The 20,365-nt window shown below is 63.7% G+C and carries 16 protein-coding genes (1 of these 16 running past the window's edge); 11 read left to right on the forward strand and 5 right to left on the reverse strand.

Translation table 11 applies throughout. The features are described 5' to 3' along the window. Window positions 1–1,509, forward strand: partial view of a phospholipase D family protein gene (locus BGP02_RS08355; RefSeq protein ID WP_286798360.1) — the 3' portion only. It extends 135 nt beyond the left edge of the window; 1,509 of the gene's 1,644 nt are visible here — the last part of the coding sequence; the start codon falls outside the window, past its left edge; it ends in the stop codon at window positions 1,507–1,509. Window positions 1,510–1,815: 306 nt separating this feature from the next. Here the strand turns inward: BGP02_RS08355 and BGP02_RS08360 are convergent, their stop codons facing one another. Continuing rightward, the gene (locus BGP02_RS08360; RefSeq protein ID WP_017234995.1) at window positions 1,816–3,276 is read right to left on the reverse strand and encodes an amidohydrolase family protein; all 1,461 of its coding nucleotides are present in this window, start codon (window positions 3,274–3,276) and stop codon (window positions 1,816–1,818) included. Between the two features lie 28 nt (window positions 3,277–3,304). Then, complete coding sequence (locus tag BGP02_RS08365) at window positions 3,305–4,405, reverse strand: porin (protein ID WP_286798361.1); 1,101 nt, start codon at window positions 4,403–4,405, stop codon at window positions 3,305–3,307. Between the two features lie 410 nt (window positions 4,406–4,815). Here BGP02_RS08365 and BGP02_RS08370 point away from each other — a divergent pair, with 410 nt between their 5' ends. From BGP02_RS08370 to BGP02_RS08410, 9 genes are all read left to right on the forward strand, one after another. After that, window positions 4,816–5,757, forward strand: coding sequence for a LysR family transcriptional regulator (locus BGP02_RS08370; protein WP_017234993.1), 942 nt, complete (start codon window positions 4,816–4,818; stop codon window positions 5,755–5,757). 215 nt (window positions 5,758–5,972) lie between these two features. After that, a complete protein-coding gene (paaA, locus tag BGP02_RS08375; RefSeq protein ID WP_017234992.1) occupies window positions 5,973–6,980 on the forward strand; it encodes a 1,2-phenylacetyl-CoA epoxidase subunit PaaA in 1,008 nt (335 codons plus the stop codon). 52 nt (window positions 6,981–7,032) lie between these two features. After that, window positions 7,033–7,329 carry a 1,2-phenylacetyl-CoA epoxidase subunit PaaB gene (gene paaB / locus BGP02_RS08380; protein ID WP_017234991.1) on the forward strand — a complete coding sequence of 99 codons (297 nt, stop codon included), beginning with the start codon at window positions 7,033–7,035 and terminating at the stop codon, window positions 7,327–7,329. Window positions 7,330–7,378: 49 nt separating this feature from the next. Continuing rightward, entirely contained in the window at window positions 7,379–8,182 is an 804-nt protein-coding gene (gene paaC, locus BGP02_RS08385; RefSeq protein ID WP_286798362.1) for a 1,2-phenylacetyl-CoA epoxidase subunit PaaC, read from the forward strand. A gap of 79 nt (window positions 8,183–8,261) precedes the next feature. Beyond that, a complete protein-coding gene (gene paaD / locus BGP02_RS08390; RefSeq protein WP_026132152.1) occupies window positions 8,262–8,837 on the forward strand; it encodes a 1,2-phenylacetyl-CoA epoxidase subunit PaaD in 576 nt (191 codons plus the stop codon). 85 nt (window positions 8,838–8,922) lie between these two features. Continuing rightward, the gene (gene paaE, locus BGP02_RS08395; RefSeq protein WP_150564610.1) at window positions 8,923–10,011 is read left to right on the forward strand and encodes a 1,2-phenylacetyl-CoA epoxidase subunit PaaE; all 1,089 of its coding nucleotides are present in this window, start codon (window positions 8,923–8,925) and stop codon (window positions 10,009–10,011) included. 224 nt (window positions 10,012–10,235) lie between these two features. Continuing rightward, window positions 10,236–11,024, forward strand: coding sequence for a DUF1835 domain-containing protein (locus tag BGP02_RS08400; protein WP_017234987.1), 789 nt, complete (start codon window positions 10,236–10,238; stop codon window positions 11,022–11,024). Between the two features lie 9 nt (window positions 11,025–11,033). Then, a complete protein-coding gene (locus tag BGP02_RS08405; RefSeq protein ID WP_017234986.1) occupies window positions 11,034–11,690 on the forward strand; it encodes a TetR/AcrR family transcriptional regulator in 657 nt (218 codons plus the stop codon). A gap of 241 nt (window positions 11,691–11,931) precedes the next feature. Continuing rightward, window positions 11,932–12,588, forward strand: coding sequence for a GNAT family N-acetyltransferase (locus BGP02_RS08410; protein WP_017234985.1), 657 nt, complete (start codon window positions 11,932–11,934; stop codon window positions 12,586–12,588). 86 nt (window positions 12,589–12,674) lie between these two features. Here the strand turns inward: BGP02_RS08410 and BGP02_RS08415 are convergent, their stop codons facing one another. Then, on the reverse strand, window positions 12,675–13,163 hold the full coding sequence (locus tag BGP02_RS08415) for an Lrp/AsnC family transcriptional regulator (RefSeq protein WP_017234984.1): 489 nt from the start codon (window positions 13,161–13,163) through the stop codon (window positions 12,675–12,677). A gap of 201 nt (window positions 13,164–13,364) precedes the next feature. Further along, complete coding sequence (locus BGP02_RS08420) at window positions 13,365–13,604, reverse strand: hypothetical protein (RefSeq protein ID WP_017234983.1); 240 nt, start codon at window positions 13,602–13,604, stop codon at window positions 13,365–13,367. Window positions 13,605–14,200: 596 nt separating this feature from the next. Here BGP02_RS08420 and BGP02_RS08425 point away from each other — a divergent pair. Then, window positions 14,201–17,767, forward strand: a complete 3,567-nt coding sequence (locus BGP02_RS08425) for an indolepyruvate ferredoxin oxidoreductase family protein (RefSeq protein ID WP_261939618.1) — start codon at window positions 14,201–14,203, stop codon at window positions 17,765–17,767. Between the two features lie 145 nt (window positions 17,768–17,912). Here the strand turns inward: BGP02_RS08425 and BGP02_RS08430 are convergent, their stop codons facing one another. Beyond that, on the reverse strand, window positions 17,913–20,192 hold the full coding sequence (locus tag BGP02_RS08430; protein ID WP_017234981.1) for an NADP-dependent malic enzyme: 2,280 nt from the start codon (window positions 20,190–20,192) through the stop codon (window positions 17,913–17,915). Window positions 20,193–20,365: the final 173 nt, after the last annotated feature.

A 20,365-nucleotide genomic window follows, 5' to 3' on the forward strand; every position in this document is an offset into this window, starting at 1 on the left:
CATACCTCGGCCGCTACGCCCGGCACGCTCGCCAGCACCCTGGCCACGGCCGTCCGCGCCCATTCGGGCCAGTCCGGCTTCCAACTCCTCGCCACCGGCTCCGACGCATTCACCACCCGCCTCGCACTGGTTCAGGCCGCACAGCACAGTCTGGACGTTCAGTACTACAGCGCCGGCGAGGACGTCACCGGCCGCCTCCTGCTCCAGGCGCTGCTCGACGCCGCCAACCGCGGCGTACGCATACGCATGCTGGTCGACGACATCAACCGTCGCCATACCGACCCGGCGTTTGCGGCGCTCGATCAACATCCCAACATCGAGATCCGCGTCTTCAACCCATTCGGCACCCGCGACACCACGCTTATCGAACGAGCGGGCAATCTGCTCACCCGGTTCGACCAGCTCAACCGCCGCATGCACAACAAGGCGCTGGTCGCCGACAATCAGCTGGCCATCGTGGGCGGCCGCAATCTGGGCGATGAGTATTTCGACGCCAATCCCGAATTGTCCTTCCGCGACTTCGATCTGCTCTGTGCCGGCCCGATCGTCGACGCCGTCTCCCGTAGCTTCGACCACTTCTGGACGAGCCAACAGTCTTATCCGCTCAAGCAGGTTCAGTCGAAGATCGACGAAGCAACGCTCGACGCCACGCGCGACGCGTTGGCACGCCACTGGCGCGACACCGACCGAACGCCCGCGGGACATCTGGCGCTTCACCCGCCCCCGCTCGCCGAGCGTCTGCACAACGGCAAGCTCCCGCTCTTCTGGGCGCCCGCCGAGCTTGCGGCCGACGGTCCCGACAAAATAGACACCCCTGCCGCCGAGACCCAGAGCGCACCCGGACACAAGCTGCGCCAGTTGGCGGCGAATGCCCAGCAAGAGGTTCTGATCATTTCCCCGTACTTCGTCCCGCTGGACGGCGGCGTAAGGTTTCTGTCGACGCTCACGCAGCGCGGCGTCAAGGTACGCGTGCTGACGAACTCTCTCGCGGCGACCGACGTCGTGGCAGTCCACGCCGGCTATGCACGCTATCGCACGGCGTTGCTGCAAGCCGGCGTCGCGCTATACGAGTTCAAGCCGATGCGCACGAATAACGGAGCCCGCTCGCTGCGACGCGTCTCGTTCGGCAGCACGTCGCGTGCCAGCCTGCACGGCAAGGTCTATGTCATCGACCGGCGTGACGTCGTCCTCGGTTCGTTTAATCTGGACCCGCGGTCGGTGCGTCTGAATACGGAATTAGCGATCGTGATCCACAGCCCGGATTTTGCCGAGCACATGGCACGGATTTTCGACCGGGCGACGTCACCCCATGCCAGTTTTCGCGTCGAGTTGGCACCCGCCAACCACGCCACGCCACCGCCGATCACCCCGCCGACGCTTCCGGCGCTGCGCTGGATCGGCGAGGAGAATGGTCAACCGCGCACCTTCGACGTTGAACCCTATGCGTCATTCTGGCGCAATGCGGTGGCAGGCGCCGTCACGTTGCTGCCGAGCGACGACCTGCTTTGAAACGGTGCGCCCCCCCACGAAAACCTGAACCGTAGCGCCCCCAATCCGCGCCCCGATCTAACGCTGGCGCGCCGTGAAACGCGCCCTTCGGCGGCAGCGCCGCCCACACCTTCCCCCTCCCCCTCACCCATCCTCCCTCTCCCCTCGCACTTCTCGCTTTTCGCCTCTCACCTCTCACGCATCACCCTTCCCTCTTAGCCCTCAACCTCACCTTCGCCCCCCATCCAAGACGCGCAGTCGGCTCGGCGCACGCCCGTCGTCCGCCTGGACGGAAAACCGGCATGCGCAAGCCGCCTGCCGAGCGCGCTACGCCAATCCCGCCTCGCGTCGCAAACGCACGGCCGAACGGGTGGCGTTACGAACGACCTCGCCAACATCGAACGTAAGGAACCGGCCGCCTTGCCGCAAAATGCGGCCGTCCACGATCACCGTATCGACATTCTCCGGCTGCCCCGAATACACCAGTGAATTGAACGGGTCGAATACGGGGGCGATATCCAGGTCATCCATGCGAACAAGCACGATGTCGGCGCGTTTTCCCGGGGACAATGACCCAGTGCGATCGGCAAGATTGAGCGTGCGCGCACCCTCGATGGTCGCGAGTTCCACCAACCGGCGCGGCGTAAGTTTGACGTTCGTGTCGCTTCTCGACTTGTGTGCCCACAGCAGGGCCCGCATTTCGTTGAAGAAGTTGGCATTGGCCGATGCCGCCGAAGAATCGGTCGAAAGCCCCATTTGCGCGTGAAGCGCTTCCATTTCCGCAAATTGGGTATATCCACTTCTCACCGTGGAGTACTGCAGCTCGATGGCGGGCGCGATACTGATGCGCACGTTCGATGCCGCGAGCGTCTGGCGCTCCGCCGCCGTGAACCCTTGCGGATGCACCAGCAGCAGGTCCGAATTCAGCCATTGATGCCTGGCCATCACGTCGATAATGCCGTGCGTCAGATTCCCGTAGTGCAGCGTGTAAGGAAGCTGCATGGCCTGGGCATGCGCCATCGACGTGCTGAGATCATCGAATACGCTGGCGCGCATCGAACCGTCTTTTTCCGTCACCGGTGCGACGACAACGCCCAATGTCAGCCGCGGACGCTTCGGCAATATCGCCTGCCGGACTCGCTCGACATCCTGCCAGTCCATAGGCTGCGATGACGGCTCGCCGAAGCGCCCGTATGAGAATCGGGCGCGAACGCCAAGATCCTCCAGCGCCTGTAGATCCGCCCGCGCATGCGCTGGCGAGCGCACGTTGTGACAAAAGTCGTGCACGGTGGTGATGCCGGACATCAGGTTCTGCGCCAACCCGAAACGCACCGAGTGGTAGATGTCCTCCGGCGTCATGACGGCACCGGCACGGGCCTTGCTCGGGAAATAGCCGAAGGTCGGATCGTCGCCGCGCAGGGAGCCGCGCAACAGGCTCGTCCACATGTGTTGATGCGTGTCCACGAACCCCGGCATGACGATCGTACGGCTCGCGTCGATGATTCGCACGTTCGGCAGATCAACGCGCGCGGCCACGGCGACGATGGCACCGCCCTTTACGTGCACGTCGCCCACGGGGAATTCGCCGAGTGACGAATCCATTGTCAGCACGTACCCACCGCGCAAGATGAACTCGTCTCGCTCTGGCTGGGCAGGCTGCGAAGGCCGTTCCGCCGCGTGCAACGCCGCCGACACCGGCGCCAGCAGCGCGGGAACCATCATGCTGCCAGCCACGGCGCCGCAGGCTTTGAGAAGATTGCGCCGGTTTCGCTGCATCTCGTTGTTCATATCAGACCTCCTTGGGGGCGACAACGCGTCAAAAGGTGTGTTGGATGCTGACGGTACTGACGAACTGGTGACCGCCGCTCGCAGGGCCGGCCGACGCGTTCACTTGCGCCATCGCACCGTTGCCTGAAGCGATTTGCAGCGCGGCGTCGACGTACAGCGTCGTACGCTTCGACAGCCGGTAGCCGACAAGGGACGTGAGTTGATTGGCGCGGTTGTCGTTCAGCTGGGCGTTGCCGCGCATGTGCGTATACGTCGCGCTCGCGTACCACGCGGCGGTGAAGTCGTATCCAACGCTCACGTCGAAGGCGTTGATCTGCGCCCCGGTCGCCGTGTTTCGGGACAGGGTGGCAAGTGCCGAGATCAACACCTTGCCGAACCCATAGCGGACCCCGAGACCGATATTGCGGATGCCATCGTTGCCGTTGTTCGTTTGCGGCGACTTGACCATCGTGTACGCCGCACCGATGCCAGCATTCGCGTAGTCGTAATTGATGCCGAAACTGCTGGCGGAGGATCGGCCGAAACTTCCGGGCACGCCGCCGAAGCCGTACATCGCGCCGAACGTCAGGCCCGAGAAATCGGCGCTTTTGAATTTGACGGTGTTGGCGATCGCCTCGCCATTCACGCGATCGAAGTCGAACGACCCTTGCGAGGAATACGACACGCCGAACTTCGCGAACGGCCCCTGATGGGCGGCGTAGGATCCCTCGAAGAAGCTCCCCGGGTAGCGGTTCAACGTCAGGCTGTCGAACATGAAGTCGCGTTGATTCCCGACGGTCACCGTGCCGTATCGATTCGCCAGTCCGACATACGATTCGCGGGAAAACAGACTGCCCGGACCGCCGAACACGTTGCCGTTGACAATGCTGAACAGCGAGCCGAGATAAAACACGGCACGGTTGCCGCCGCCGAGGTCTTCATCGCCGCGAAAGATCAGGGCGTTCGGCCGCAGAACGCCAGGGTTTGCCGTCACAGCAACGCCCCCGCCAACGTTGCTCGTGTAGCCCACGCCAGCGCCCAGCAGTCCGCTGATCTCGATATGGCTCTGCGCCTGCGCAGGGTTGGCGAGCGCACCGCCCAGAAGGCCTGCGGCGATGAATGAACGTACCCAAATGCCGTGATGATTCACGTTGTCTCCCTTGATTTGAACTGGATGCGTGGCAAGGACAGGTTTTGCGCAGGCCCTTGCCCGATAGGGCCAGCCCGCTTCGCATCCGCCATCTCCCCGAGTTGTGTTCGGGACGCGTGAATGCGATTATTTTTTATGCTTATATAATTGATACTTAAACTTATTAGACGAAAGGGCATGGCCTCGACCGCCTGCGCCCGACACCGCATCGGGTGTCTGGCAGGACAGTGTAGGTTCAGGTCATTGCCGCGAAGGTGAATTGTTGGAATCAGCCATCAACCATTGGTTGACGCACGGCTGACGCAGTCGGGGGCGCCGATGGTGAGCCAATAGCGCGAGACTCATGGGTGCGCTACGTACAGAACGGGCCCGTCGCCTCGTTACCGGTAACGCGTTGATGGAGATCGAAAATGAATGTCAGAACCGGTCAGGCGCCACCGTCGCGCCTCAAGCTCAAGTACCTCCAGGCCGTGGCGGTGCTCGATGAAACGCACAGCTTGACGAAGGCCGCCGATCGCCTGAATCTCACGCGCGCGGCGCTCTCCAAGACACTGGCTGCGCTGGAAGACCTACTGGGGGTGAAGCTCTACGAGCGTACCGCGTCCGGCATGGTGCCGACGACGTTCGGTCGGACGCTGGCCCGCCACGCCCGCATGATTCTTGGCAATCTCCGCTCGGCCGAGGACGAACTCCGAGACCTGATGAACGAGCACCGCGAGAGCCTGGTCGTCGGCGCCCTGTTCATCGCCATGCCTCAACTCCTGCCGCAGGCGATCGCATTGCTGGCCGAGTCCCATCCGCGTTGCGTCATCACCGTGCGCGAGAGTGGTTCCTTCGGGCTGGCCGCGGGGCTTCACGATGGCAGCTTCGATCTGGTCGTGGGACGTCTGGTGCCGGAGTATTTTCGCAGCGCGGTCGAACTGGAACCGCTGTTCCACGAGGATCTGCTCGTCATCTGCCGTCGCGAGCATCCGCTTGCCCAAGTGCCGGCACTTGGCTGGCGCGACGTTGCCGGCTATCCTTGGCTGCTCCCGCCCAAGGAGTCCCCGATCAGCCACGCGCTGCAATCGCAATTTCTCGCGGACGGCGTGCCGGGGCCCGGCATGATCGTCGAGGCGTTTTCCGTCTCCCTCGCGCTCGGGATGCTGCAAACCTGCAACGCGATTACCGTGCTGCCGAGCCGCCTGGCCCATGCCCTGCGCGACAAGGGCGACGTCACGATTCTGCCTTTGCGCCCTCCACCGCTGCCCGCGCCGATGGGCGTGGCATGGCGCCGCGGCGACCCCCTGTCGCCGCTCGCCGCGGCGTTTGTCGAGGCGTTGAAGCGGTGCGCCTCGGCATCCGCACGCTGAGACATCGCTTCTCGCTTTCCGGCGTCACCGCACGCCCCCCCCAGTCGCTCACGCGCGCCCGCCCCCCTTCGGCGCGCGGCGAATCCCACCTTCGCTGGCGCTCCATACTCTGCAACAAACAATCTCCGCCATCTCATGGAAAACATTTATTGACCGACCGGCCGGTCGGTTTATAATGCGTTCCATATCCCTACATGCCGCGGAGACCTTCCTCTATGTATACGCAAGCCATCGACCTGGCCGGCAACAGCCCCAAGGGTGTGCGCGCCCTGAGCGAGGCGGAGCAGGCACAACAAGCCCGCTTCGACGCCCGCGTCGCCGCCGATCAGAAGATCGAGCCGCAGGACTACATGCCCGCCGAGTACCGCAAGACGCTCGTGCGCCAGATCTCGCAACACGCGCACTCGGAAGTCGTCGGCATGCTGCCGGAAGGCAACTGGATCTCGCGCGCGCCCAGCCTCAAGCGCAAGGCCATCCTGCTCGCCAAGGTGCAGGACGAGGCCGGCCACGGCCTCTATCTGTATTCCGCCGCCGAAACGCTCGGCACGTCGCGCGACCAGATGATCGACGCGCTGCACTCGGGCAAGGCCAAGTACTCCAGCATCTTCAATTACCCGACGCTCACCTGGGCCGATGTCGGCGTGATCGGCTGGCTCGTCGACGGCGCCGCCATCATGAACCAGGTACCGCTGTGCCGCTGCTCGTACGGCCCGTATGCGCGGGCCATGATCCGCGTGTGCAAGGAAGAGTCGTTCCACCAGCGTCAGGGTTTCGACGCCCTGCTCTCAATGATGAGCGGCACGCAAGCCCAACGCGACATGGTTCAGGAAGCCGTGAACCGCTGGTGGTGGCCGGTGCTGATGATGTTCGGCCCGAGCGACAAGGACTCGATCCACAGCACGCAAACCATGCAGTGGGGCATCAAGCGCATTTCGAACGACGATCTGCGTCAGAAATTCGTCGACGCCGCCGTCGAACAGGCCAAGGTGCTCGGCGTGAGCTTTCCCGATCCGGATCTGAAGTGGAACGAGGCCCGCAAGGCACACGACTACGGCGAGATCGACTGGAGCGAATTCTGGCGCGTGGTCGGCGGCGACGGCCCGTGCAACAAGGAACGTGTCGGCACGCGCGTGGCCGCCCACGAAAAAGGCGCCTGGGTGCGCGACGCCGCCCTGGCGCACGCCGCCAAACAACGCCAGCGTGCCGAGAAGCAAGCCGCCTGAGCCCGCACGCGCCCAGTCACCGGCAGCCCCTTACAAGACATCAGGAACGATCATGACGCAAGCAAGCAGCAAGGAATGGCCCCTCTGGGAAGTGTTCGTGCGCAGCAAGATGGGCCTCGAACACAAACACTGCGGTAGCCTGCACGCCGCGGACGCCGAGATGGCGTTGCATATGGCGCGCGACGTCTACACGCGCCGCCAGGAAGGGGTGAGCCTTTGGGTCGTGCCGTCCGCCGCCATCACGGCGTCGGCCCCCGAAGACAAGGCCGAGCTGTTCGATCCGGCCGCCGACAAGATCTACCGCCATCCGACCTTCTACCAGTTGCCGGAAGAAGTGAACCACATGTAAGCGGCAGCGCGCCGCGTTGATCGGCGCGCCCCATGCGAGACCCCAGAACATGAAACCGACGCAGGAACATTTGTCCTATCTGCTGCGCCTCGCCGACAACGCGCTGATCCTCGGTCAGCGCAATGCGGAATGGTGCGGTCACGGCCCCGTGCTGGAAGAAGACATTGCGCTCACCAACCTGAGCCTCGATCTCATCGGTCAGGCACGCATGCTGTATCAGCATGCCGCCAAGATCGACACCGCGCTGACCGGCATCGCGAAACAGGAAGACGATTACGCCTTCTGGCGCGACGAATTCGCGTTCCGCAACTGGACGCTGGTCGAACTGCCCCACTACGGTCCGACCGCCGGCACGACGGCCGCCGAGCGCGACTACGCCGTGACCATCGTGCGCAACTTCCTCTACTCGGCCCTGATGGTCGAAGTGTGGCAAGCCCTCACGCAGTCGATGGATCCGGACCTCGCCGCCATCGCCGCCAAGTCGGTCAAGGAAGCGCATTACCACCTGCACCACGCGCGCGACTGGCTGGTGCGCTTCGGCGACGGCACCGAGGAATCGCACCGCCGCGCGCAAGCCGCGCTCGACTATCTGATGCCGTACATGAACGAGATCTTCAAGCCGGACGCGCTGGAAGACGCCGTGGCCGCCGCCGGCACCGGCGTCGCGATGGCCAGCCTGAAGGACACTTGGCAAGCCACGGTGAGCGACGCGCTGCAAGAAGCAACGCTCGACGCACCGGTCGGCGGCGCGTTCGAGAGCACGGGCAAGTTCGGTCATCACTCCGAGCACATGAGCTATCTGCTCGGCGAGATGCAGGGGCTGGCTCGCCAGCATCCCGGCGCGACCTGGTAAGCCGCCGCGCGCCGCGCACGTCATGCCTACGATGAATTCGCTCGCCACTCCCTTCGTCGCTCACTTCGCCGATACGACCATGAATCTGCCGCTCACTCCCCCCGTTGCGCCCGACGTGCTCACGCCGGCCTCGGAGGCGTCGCTGCCGCTCGCATGGCAGACGCTCGAAGCGGTGCCCGATCCGGAGATTCCGGTTGTGTCGATTCGTGAACTCGGCATCCTGCGCGACGTGCGCGTCGTCACAAACGCCAGCGGTAGTGCGGCGTTTGAGATCGTGATTACGCCGACGTACTCGGGTTGCCCGGCGATGCAACAGATCGCCGAGGACATCGACGCCGCCATGACGCGCGCGGGCCTCGGTCCGTGGCACGTCACGACGGTGCTCGCCCCCGCCTGGACGACCGACTGGATCAGCCCCGAGGCGCGCGAAAAGCTGCGCGGCTATGGCATTGCGCCGCCCACGGGCACGCACGCCGTGGCCGCCGACGCGCCCCGCAAGATCACGTTCTACGGCCGCCCGAAAGACGGCGTGACGTGCCCGCATTGCGGCTCGTCCGACACCGAAGTGGTATCCGCGTTCGGTTCGACGGCCTGCAAAGCGCATTACCGTTGCCGTACGTGCCGCGAGCCGTTCGACTATTTCAAGCCCTATTGATTGACCCGATTGATCCGGCTTCGCGCGTAGCGATGCCGACACTTTGCCCGGCGGCAATCGCACCCGAGCATCAAGGAAGCCCACGATGACGACCCCGCAATTCCATTCGCTGACCATCCGCGAAATCCGGCCCGAGACCGCCGACGCCATCTCCATCGCCTTCACGGTGCCGGACGCATTGCGCGACGCCTATCGCTTCACGCAAGGGCAGTTCCTCACGCTCAAGACCGAGATCGACGGCGAAGAAGCGCGTCGCTCCTACTCGATCTGCGTCGGCGTGCCCGACTACGATGCCACGGGCGAACTGCGCGTGGGCATCAAGCGCGTGCCGGGCGGCAAGTTCTCGAACTTCGCGAACGATCAGTTGAAGCCGGGGCAACAGATCGACGTGATGACGCCGGATGGCCGTTTCTTCACGCGTCTGTCGGCCGACCACACAAAGCACTATGTCGGCTTCGCCGGCGGTTCGGGCATCACGCCGATGCTCGCGCTCATCAAGACGACGCTGGCCGCCGAGCCGCACAGCCAGTTCACTCTGGTCTACGGTAACCGCGCGGTGCCCGCCATCATGTTCGCCGAAGCGCTCGAAGACCTGAAGAACACCTATCTGGGCCGCTTGCGTCTGTATCACGTACTCTCGGACGAAGCCCAGGAGGTGGAACTGTTCAACGGCCTGCTCAACCAGGACAAGTGCACCGCTTTCCTTGAGACGCTGATCCCGGCATCGAGTATCGACGAAGCGTTCATCTGTGGCCCCGGCCCGATGATGGACGCCGCCGAAGCCGCGCTCCATGCCGCCGGTGTGGCCAAAGAGAAGATTCATGTCGAACGGTTCGGCGTACCGACGCCGCAGGTCGCTGCGAAGCCGGTCGTCATCACCGACGATACGCCGATGGCGGAGCTGGTCGTCGTCATGGACGGCAAGGAGCGCCGCCTGCGTCAGCCGTATGAGGGCCAGAGCATTCTGGATACCGGTCTTGCCGCCGGTCTGTCGCTGCCGTACGCCTGCAAGGGCGGCGTGTGCTGCACGTGCCGCGCCAAGGTGCTCGAGGGCGAAGTGGCGATGGACAAGAACTACACGCTGGAAGACTACGAAGTCGAGCAAGGTTTCGTGTTGACGTGCCAGGCACGGCCCCTCACGGAACGCGTTGTGGTGAGCTACGATGAGCGCTGAACCCGCGCTGAATCTGCGTTGAATCTGCGTTGAATCTGCGTTGAGCGTTCGACTCGCCGGAGCCGCGACAGCGGGGCCGGCGGATCGAACGCCTGTTTGCCAAGTCGTGCGAACACTACGTCAACACGGCGGGAACAGGCGTGAAATCCCGCCAATGTCCCGATTATTTCGGGCATTACGGGAGCGTCAACCCGAGGTTGCGGGAATACCGTAAACTAGCGGGCATGAATACCATCCATGTCGTCTGTGGCGATATCGCCGCGCAGCAGTTGCGCGCGGCGATGGCGCAAGCGCTTCGCGCCGATCCCGTGCTTGTTCTGCGTGACGATCTGGCCATTGGTCCGCTGCGCGAGATCGACGAGAACGAGCGGCAGCGGGCGGCATTCTGGCAACGCGTGCTGCCGTCTGCCGGGCGCGACTACGCGGGGGAATTGCGCGAGGAACTGGCGTCGCTGCAACGCTTGGTCGAGGGCGACAGTGCGGTGGTCTGCTGGCATGGGGACAGTGCGTCGGACCAGCTCACGCTGCGACGCGTGGCCTTCATGTTGCGCAATACGCCCGCACGCCTGAACGAGATCGTGTTGCGTGGCAGCGATCTGGCGACGCCCGGGTCCCCGCAGGACGCCACGCGACGGACGAGCGTCGGCATGTACGCGCCAGAGGTGCTGGCCGAGCGATTTGCACGTATCGCCCCGATTTCGCTGCTGCGCATTGGCCGTCTGTCGTTGGAATGGCGCGCGCTCAAGCAGGCGAACACGCAGGTCCGCCGCTGGGTGAACAACACGTTCGAAGGCGCGACGTTCGCCGAAATCGATGACCAGATTCTCGGCCTGGCGCCCGTCGCGTGGACGCCCATGGCCGCCTTTCTGGGCGAGGCAATGCCGCGCTTCGAAGGTTTTTTTGCGACCGACAGTTTTCTGCTGTGGCGCTGCCGCGAACTCGGCGCGGCAGGCCGGCTCGCGTTGCGCGGCGACACCACGGCGCCCGCCGCGTGCGATCTACGACTGGAGTAACCCCCGTTTATGGCACGTACCAAAGCGCCCGATCACGAATCGCAGCGCGAACAGATTCTCGATGTCGCCGCCGAAGCATTCGCACACGCGAGTTATCCGAGCGCCTCGATGTCCGAACTGGCCGCCGCGTGCGGCACGTCGAAGGCCCGGCTGTATCACTATTACGCGAGCAAGGACGCCATCCTGTTCGATCTGCTCGAGCGCTACACCAAGCGCTTGATGCTGATCGTCACCGAGGTCGAGGCGCTCGGCCAACGCCGCGGGCTGTCCGAGCGCGATACGTTCCATGAACTGATCCGCGCCTTTCTCGATGAGTACGAGACGTCGCAGACGCGTCATATTGCACTGCTCAACGACGTGAAGTTTCTCAACGACGAGCAACGGGAGATCGTGCTCAATCGTCAGCGTGACGTGGTCGCGGCGTTTGCCCGTCAACTCTCGCGAGCGTTCCCTGACCGGGTGACCAAGCACAACCAGACGGCACTCACGATGATGCTGTTCGGCATGATCAACTGGACCTTCACATGGCTCAAGCCCGGCGGTCGCATGCGATATCGCGATTTCGCCAACGAGGTGATCGCCGTGCTCGAGCACGGCCTCGTCACCCCGCTGCCGGGCGGGATCGAAGCCGCCATCCCCGCAGCAGCGGCGCCATCGCGCGCTTAGCCAGTAGTCACTCACTTTCAAAAAAAGGGCGATGCATCGCCCTTTTTTGTTGCCTCGCAGCAACTTATCGTCGAACGTCATTGGGGGCGACATCGAGAAACGGCGCGGCTCTTCAGCAACTTAGACACTTTCCTCCAGACACTCCCGCCACAAACTAGGGTTTTCACCTAGCCAATCAGGTATAATTCTTTTGCGTCGCACAATCCAGTGCACGCACTAAAGAATACCCAAGGATTGCGCCATGACTGCCCCGAACCCCACGCCCGACGTCGCACGCGCGACGGTTGCCGCCAACGAGCGGTCGAGCGTGCTGATTCGTGAGCTGACCTCCGGCGACATCCATCGACTCCAGCGCCACTTCCTGGCCCTCGGCGAAGAAGACCGTCTGCTGCGTTTCGGCCAGATCGTCACCGATGACGTGATCACTCGTTACGTCGCCAGCCTCGACTTCTCGCGCGACAGCGTTTTTGGCGTGTACGACGACAATCTGGCTCTCGTGGCGGTCGCTCATGTTGCGCATCTGCCGGAAGGCCAGAACGGGCGTGTCGCCGAATTCGGGGTCTCGGTGCTCGAATCGGCCCGTGGCCGCGGGATTGGCTCGCGTCTGTTCGAACGTGCCACGATCCACTGCCGCAACCAGCGCGTCGACACGCTTTACATGCACTGCCTGTCGCGCAATGCCCGCATGATGCGCATCGCGAAGAAGGCCGGCATGGAAATCAACTACGCTTACGGCGAGGCCGACGGCTATTTGAGCCTGCCCCCCGCCGACACGCAGTCGATGCTCTCGGAAATGATGCAGGAGCAGGTCGCCGCCTTCGATTATGCGGTCAAGCGTCAGCTTCGCACCGCCCGCCGCCTGTTCGGCGCACTCCTGCCGAACCAGCGCGCCGCCTGAGCCGCGCACCCACGCCCCCCGAAAAAACGAAACCCGGTCAGTTGGCCGGGTTTTTTGTTCGCGTCAGAATAGCGACCACCGCCGATTTACGGAAGCGGCAGCGCTGTCGTCTCCTTGAGCTGATCGAGGACGAAGCTCGTTTTGACGTCGACCACGCTCGGATGCACGAGCAACTGCGCCTGCATGAAGCGCGAGAAGTGCGCCATGTCGCGCACGTGCACGCGCAGCAGGTAGTCCATGTCGCCAGCCATCGCATAGCAGCCGACGACCTCCGTCCAGGTATCGACCACGGCGCGGAAGTGTTCGATGACCGAGCCACCCTGCCCATCGCCAGGATGGCGCTTGTCTAGCCGTACATTGACGTAGGCCAGCAGGCCGAGGCCGATGCGCGTGGGCTCCAGCAAGGCGACATAGCCGCGAATGACGCCCGCTTCCTCCAGGCGACGAATGCGTCGCAGGCATGGGCTCGGCGAGAGTCTCACCTGCTCTGCGATTTCGAGATTGGACAGCCGGCCATTGCTTTGAAGCAAGGCGAGAATGCGGCGATCGATTTTGTCCAGTTCGAGTTTTGGCACATTATTTCCCGTTATTGCTAATAGTTCGCAATATTATTGCGTATTATTCCAATCTCAAGGAATCCATCTCCCCCGATTCGATGATTACGGGAGATTACAGCAAAGGCGCTCGGGACAAAAAAAGCGCCACCGGGTGAGGTGGCGCCTTGGGGTATCGGGGCGCATCGCGGGTGGGCGACGCCTTTGGGACATCGGGTCGCCTCAGCGACGCTGGAATTCTCGCGGATCGATCGTGCGCTGGTCGAGCGGGCCTTCGTAACGCTGCGGCGATTGCGTGGAGCGCGGCTGCGTGATCGGGGCCACCGGGGAAACCGGGGAAACGATCGGAATGGGTTCGGCCGTCGTGTCGCGCGCCATTTCGTCGGCGCGAGCGACGCTCACTTCCAGGGTCAGAAACGAAGCGGAAACCAACAGGAATTTGGCGATGTTTCGTTGATTCACAGTGACTCCTTCTTACGTATTGCGGCATTGCAACGCGCACTGACTGTGCGCAAAGTACGTACCCAACGTGTCGGGTAAAGCGTTAGTAACCATTCTGCCCGCGCCGTTCCCTCCCGCCGCCAACCGTTACACGTTGTTACCCGCGCGTCAGAAGATGCTGACAAGCGTACGGTTGCCGACATCATCGCGACACAATCGCGCCATTTCGAAGCGAAATCCGAAAGCCGCCCGTCGTCGCGATGCCGCATCGGTGGACACGACGAGGCACGGCACACCCAACCCATCGACGAGGGTATACGAGAGCTATCTGACGTTTACGTAAACGTCACAATGATCGCTATACTTCGCTGGATCGGTCACCGATGAGACGCCACCGTCCCCGTCAGGCAATGCCATGACACCGGTGCTACCATGAGTTCGACCGGTGAGCGCAATACAAAAAAGGCCCCCGCTCGCCTGGTGGCATCACGCAAGTGAGTCCCCGGGCACGCAACCATTAGAGGCCGGCATTCACCGCTGCCGTCCTGCTTCACGAGAGCGGGAGGGGCAGGAAGTTTTGGCGATCCCAAAATCAGTGAGAGTGAGGAGCACACCCCATGAACGCCCCCGTCAATCCGAGCTTGCTGGCCGCACTGGAATCGGTCACGCTCGACGACAAATACACGCTCGAGCGCGGTCGCGCCTACATGAGCGGCATTCAGGCCCTGGTCCGGCTTCCGATGTTGCAGCAGGCGCGCGACGCTGCGGCCGGACTCAACACCGCAGGCTTCATATCGGGCTATCGCGGCTCGCCGCTGGGCGGGCTGGATCTGTCGCTATGGAAAGCGAAGCAGCACCTCGCCAGCCATCATGTCGTTTTTCAGCCCGGCTTGAATGAAGACCTCGCGGCGACCGCCGTGTGGGGGTCGCAGCAGGTCAACCTGTACCCCGCCAAGTACGACGGCGTATTCTCCATGTGGTACGGCAAGGGCCCCGGCGTCGACCGCTCGATGGACGTGCTCAAGCACGGTAACTCGGCCGGCTCGTCGAAGCACGGCGGCGTGCTGGTGCTCGCGGGCGACGACCACGCAGCCAAGTCCTCCACCCTCGCGCACCAGTCCGAGCACGTTTTCAAGGCCGCCGGCATTCCCGTGCTGTATCCGTCGAACGTGCAGGAGTATCTCGATTACGGCCTGCATGGCTGGGCCATGAGCCGTTACTCGGGCCTGTGGGTCGCGATGAAATGCGTGACGGATGTGGTCGAGTCGTCGGCCTCGGTGATGATCGATCCGCACAACGTCGACATTCACCTGCCGGACGACTTCATCATGCCGCCCGACGGCCTGAACATTCGCTGGCCCGACCCGCCGCTGGTGCAGGAAGCGCGTTTGCTCGACTACAAGTGGTACGCGGGCCTTGCGTACGTACGCGCCAACAAGCTCGACCGCGTAATGATCGATTCGCCCCATGCGCGCTTCGGCATCATGACCGGCGGCAAGGCGTATCTCGACGTCTGTCAGGCGCTCGCCGATCTGGGGCTGGACGAAGCCACGTGTCAGCGCATCGGCATTCGTCTGTACAAGGTGGGCTGTGTGTGGCCGCTTGAAGCGCAGGGTGCGCGCGCGTTCGCACAAGGGCTCCAGGAAATTCTCGTGGTCGAGGAAAAGCGCCAGATCCTCGAATACGCGATCAAGGAAGAGCTGTACAACTGGCGCGACGACGTGCGCCCGCGCGTGTATGGCAAGTTCGACGAAAAGGATGGCGCCGGCGGCGAATGGTCGGTGCCGATGGCCAATTGGCTGCTGCCCGCCCACTACGAACTCTCCCCCGCGCTGATCGCCAAGGCGATTGCCACGCGTCTGGAAAAGTTCGAGTTGCCGAGCGACGTGCGCGAGCGCATCGCGACCCGCCTGCGCGTGATCGACGCGAAGGAGCAAGCTCTCGCCAAGCCGCGCGTGGCCGTCGAGCGCAAGCCGTGGTTCTGCTCGGGTTGTCCGCACAACACGTCGACCAACGTGCCCGAAGGCTCGCGCGCCATCGCCGGCATCGGCTGTCACTACATGACCGTGTGGATGGATCGGCGCACCGACACGTTCTCGCAGATGGGCGGTGAAGGCGTGCCCTGGATCGGTCAGGCACCGTTCTCGTGCGACGAGCACATCTTCGCCAACCTGGGCGACGGTACGTACTTCCACTCGGGCCTGCTCGCGATTCGCGCGGCGATCTCGTCGAAGGTCAACATCACCTACAAGATCCTGTACAACGACGCGGTCGCCATGACCGGTGGCCAGCCGGTCGACGGCACGCTGACGGTGCCGCAGATCGTGGCGCAGGTGGATGCCGAAGGCGCGACGAAGATCGTCATCGTGACGGACGAGCCCGAGAAGTACGACGGCGTGAAGCTCGTCGGCGATGTGCCGGTTTACCACCGCAACGACCTCGACCGCGTGCAGCGCGAACTGCGACTGGTCAAGGGCACGTCGATCCTGATCTACGACCAGACGTGCGCCACCGAGAAGCGCCGCCGTCGCAAACGCGGTGCATTCCCCGATCCGGCAAAGCGCGTGGTGATCAACGAAGCGGTCTGCGAAGGTTGCGGCGACTGCTCGGTGAAGTCGAACTGCCTCTCGGTCGAGCCGCTGGAGACGGAATTCGGCACGAAACGTCAGATCAATCAGTCGACGTGCAACAAGGACTACTCGTGCCTGAACGGCTTCTGCCCGAGCTTCGTGACGGTCGAAGGCGGTCAGTTGCGCAAGCCCAAGACGGCGCAGGTCGACAGCAGCGAGCTGCCGCCGCTGCCGGAACCGGCGCTGCCCGCCATCGCGCGTCCGTACGGCATTCTCGTGACGGGGGTGGGCGGCACGGGCGTGGTGACCATTGGCGCGTTGCTCGGCATGGCCGCGCACCTCGAGAACAAGGGCGTCACCACGCTCGACGTGACCGGCCTCGCCCAGAAGGGCGGCGCGGTGACGAGCCACGTGCAGATCGCCCTGCAGCCGGAAGACATTCATGCCACGCGCATCGCCATGGGCGACGCCCGCGTCGTCATCGGCTGCGACGCCATCACGACGGCGAGCGACGACACGCTCTCACGCGTGCAGCACGGCGTGACAAACATCGTGGTCAACAGCGCCCATACGCCGACGGCCGACTTCATCCGCAATCCGAACTGGCGCTTCCCCGGCACGAGCACGGAGCACGACATCCGCGCGGCCGCCGGTGAAAACGTTGACTTCGTCGACGCCAATCACCTCTCGCTGCGACTGCTCGGCGACACCATCTACACGAACCCATTCGTGTTGGGCTACGCATGGCAGAAGGGCTGGGTACCGCTCTCGTACGCTGCGCTCACGCGCGCCATCGAGCTCAACGGGGTGGCCGTCGAGAAGAACAAACAGGCGTTCGAATGGGGACGTCGTGCCGCGCACGATCTGGCGAGCGTACGCAAGCTTGCGCAGCAGAACGAGGCACCGGCGCCGGCGGCCGCCGGTGGCAAGCTGATCACGCTGCACACGCCGCATGCGCTCGACCGGTTGATCGAGCGTCGCTACGACCAACTCGTGGCGTATCAGGATCGTGCCTACGCTGAACGCTTCAAGCAAACGGTGGATCGCGTGCGCGCTGCCGAAGCCGGACTCACGCCGGAGGGCATGCCGATGCCGCTCACCGAAGCGGTCGCGCGCGGGCTCTACAAGCTCATGGCCTACAAGGATGAGTACGAAGTGGCCCGCCTGTACACCGACCCGGCCTTCATGAAGAAGCTCAACGAGCAGTTCGAAGGCGACTTCACGTTGCGCTTCCATCTGGCGCCGCCGTCGCTGGCCAAGCACGACGACAAGGGTCATCTCATCAAGCAGACCTATGGCGCGTGGATGATGAAGGCGTTCGGCGTGCTCGCCAGGTTCAAAGGGCTGCGTGGCGGAGCGTTCGATATCTTCGGCCGGACGCAAGAGCGTCGCACGGAGCGGGCGCTGATCGGCGAGTATGAAACGCTGGTCAACGAGTTGTTGTCGCGCCTCGGCGAGCACAATCTGTCGCTGGCCGTGCAATTGGCGGAACTGCCGCAGGAGATTCGCGGCTTCGGGCACGTCAAGGAGCAGAACCTCGCCGCCACCCGCATCAAGTGGACGAAGTTGCTCACGCAGTTCCGCGACGGCGGTTCGCATCGCGCTGCCGCTTGACCACCTGAGCGCCTGACCCGTTATCCGTCGGTTCCATAAAAATCCCGCCAGCGCGTGAGCGTCTGGCGGGATTCTTTTATGCGCTAGCGCACCCTCGGCGGACGTGCGCGCCGCATTCTCCGCGGCGACACCTCCGTCCCGAGGCTCAACGAATGACGTTGGCCGCGGCAACGGCCGTCATGTTGATGATGCGGCGCACGGTCGCGGCCGGCGTCAGGATGTGAACCGGCTTGGCGCAGCCGAGCAGGAACGGGCCCACCGTCACGCCTTCGCCGCCCGTCATCTTGAGCAGGTTGTAAGTGATGTTCGCCGCTTCCACGTTCGGCATGACGAGCAGGTTCGCTTCGCCCGACAGACGCGACGCGGGATACGCGGCACGACGCACCGACTCCGACAACGCGGCGTCGCCGTGCATTTCGCCGTCGACTTCCAGCGACGGCGCACGCTTGGCGAGCAGTTCGCAGGCGCGGGCCATGCGTTGTGCCGAAGCCGACTTCACGCTACCGAAGTTCGAGTTCGAGAGCAGCGCCACCTTCGGGGCGATGCCGAAGCGCTCGATTTCCTTCGCGGCGAGCACGGTCATCTCGGCGAGCTGCTCCGAGGTTGGCGTCTCGTTGACGTAGGTGTCGCTGATGAACAGGTTGCGCTTCTCGAGCATCAACAGGTTCATCGCCGCGTAGTTCTCGACACCGGCGGCACGGCCCAGCACCTGATCGACCACATCCAGATGGCGGTGGTACGTATCGATCATGCCGCAGATCATGCCGTCGGCTTCGCCCAGATGCACGAGGATCGCGCCAATCAGCGTGTTGTCCTTGCGCATGGCGGCCTTGGCGACTTCCGGCGTCACACCGTGACGCGCACCGAGGTCGTGATACGCCTGCCAGCAACGCTGATAACGCGCGTCGTCTTCCGGATTCACGATCTCGAAGTCAACGCCCGGCTTGAGCTTCGAGCCGATCTTCTGCAGACGCATTTCCACCACGGCCGGACGGCCGATGATGATCGGTTTGGCGATGCGCTCGGCCAGCACGAATTGGGCAGCGCGCAGCACGCGCTCGTCTTCCCCTTCGGCGAACACGATGCGCGCGGCGTCGTTACCGAAGCGGGCACGGGCGGCAGCGAACACCGGGCGCATGATGAAGCCGGTGCGATACACGGTCGTGCCGAGTTGCTCGCGGTAGGCGTCCATGTCCGCGATCGGACGCGTGGCCACGCCCGAGTCCATCGCGGCTTGCGCCACGGCCGGTGCGATCTTGATGATCAGGCGCGGATCGAACGGCTTCGGAATGATGTATTCCGGCCCGAATTCGAGCGACTGGCCTTCATAGGCGCGCGCGACTTCTTCGCTTTGCTCTTCTTCCTGCGCCAGCTCGGCGATGGCGCGCACGGTGGCGAGCTTCATCTCTTCCGTGATGGTGGTCGCACCAACGTCGAGCGCACCGCGGAAGATGAACGGGAAACACAGCACGTTGTTGACCTGGTTCGGGTAGTCCGAACGGCCGGTCGCGATGATGCAGTCCGGACGCGCAGCCTTCGCGATTTCCGGACGGATTTCCGGCTCGGGGTTGGCGAGCGCGAGAATCAGCGGCTTCGTGCCCATGGTCTTGACCATGTCGCCGGTCAGCACGCCGGCGGTCGAGCAGCCGAGGAAGACGTCGGCGCCGTTGCTCGCGTCGGCCAGCGTACGGGCATCGGTCGCCGCGGCGTAGCGCGCCTTGCTCTCGTCGAGCTTGTCGCGGCCGGTGTGGATCACGCCCTTCGAATCGAGAACGAGAATGTTCTCCTTCTTCAGGCCGAGATTCACAAGCAGGTCCAGACAGGCGATAGCGGCAGCGCCCGCGCCCGAGCACACCAGCTTGACGCGGCCGATGTCCTTGCCCACGACCTTCAGGCCGTTGAGGATCGCGGCCGAGGCAATGATGGCGGTGCCGTGCTGATCGTCGTGGAAGACGGGAATCTTCATGCGCTCGCGCAGCTTCTTCTCGATGTAGAAGCACTCGGGCGCCTTGATGTCTTCGAGGTTGATGCCGCCGAGCGTCGGCTCGAGCATGGCGATCGCTTCAACGAGCTTGTCCGGGTCATGCTCGGCGAGTTCGATGTCGAACACGTCGATACCGGCGAACTTCTTGAACAGACAGCCCTTGCCTTCCATCACCGGTTTGGCGGCAAGCGGACCGATGTTGCCCAGGCCGAGCACGGCTGTGCCATTGGTGATCACACCGACGAGATTGCTGCGCGACGTGTAGCGATTGGCAGCGAGCGGATCTTCGGCAATCGCCTCGCAGGCGTAGGCCACGCCGGGAGAGTAAGCCAGCGACAGATCGATCTGGTTCGACAGCGGCTTGGTCGGCGTCACCGAGATTTTGCCCGGACGCGGATTCTCGTGGTACGCCAGGGCGCTTTGTTTCAGTTGTTCATCCATATCTCGATACCTAAGGACAGGGCGACGGCCGGGGTCCGTGCCGCATGCGGGCAGCGCGTGGACTCAGCCGTCTTTTGACGGATCACGGCGGGGGAAGAGCCAACCGGAGGGATTCGGCGATTGTGTCGTCGACGGGGTTCTTCATCGCGCGGCAGCGTGATGGCCGCCGCGCG

The organism is Pandoraea sp. 64-18 (assembly GCF_001899225.1).
Lineage (GTDB): Bacteria > Pseudomonadota > Gammaproteobacteria > Burkholderiales > Burkholderiaceae > Pandoraea > Pandoraea cepalis.